This window comes from Methylophaga sp. UBA4204, assembly GCF_002379485.1.
GTDB lineage: Bacteria > Pseudomonadota > Gammaproteobacteria > Nitrosococcales > Methylophagaceae > Methylophaga.
In genome coordinates this window covers 1174-1620 of sequence record NZ_DFTU01000096.1, presented here as the reverse complement: position 1 = coordinate 1620, position 447 = coordinate 1174, and the positions used below count along the sequence as shown (strand labels likewise).

Below are 447 nucleotides of genomic sequence, written 5' to 3'. Positions count from 1 at the left end.
TGATGTACCGACGATGGAAACACTGGCTGCAGTAAAATTACTGAATATGTTTTTACCGGAGCTGAAAGTCAGGGTGATTAATGTGGTGGATCTGATGAAATTACAATCACCCAGTGAACATCCTCATGGTCTTGAAGAAGATGAATTTGATGCATTATTTACTAAAGATAAACCGGTTATTTTTGCCTACCATGGTTATCCAATGCTGATTCACCGGTTAACTTATCGCCGCACCAATCATAAAAATCTGCATGTCCATGGCTTCAAAGAGGAGGGGACCACCACCACGCCATTTGATATGGCAGTTATTAATGGTCTGGATCGTTTTCACCTACTGGAAAATGCCGTCAAACATTTAACAGAGCTGCCCGATGATAAAGTGTCAGAAATCGAGTTATTTATTCAACAGAAGCTCGCAGAACATGATGACTATATTCGGGAGCATGG

Annotated in this window: 1 pseudogene; it reads left to right on the top strand. The window is 41.2% G+C overall.

Annotated features, from left to right (window positions below):
• Positions 1 to 447, top strand: a pseudogene (locus tag B3182_RS14475) (phosphoketolase); the annotation flags it as partial.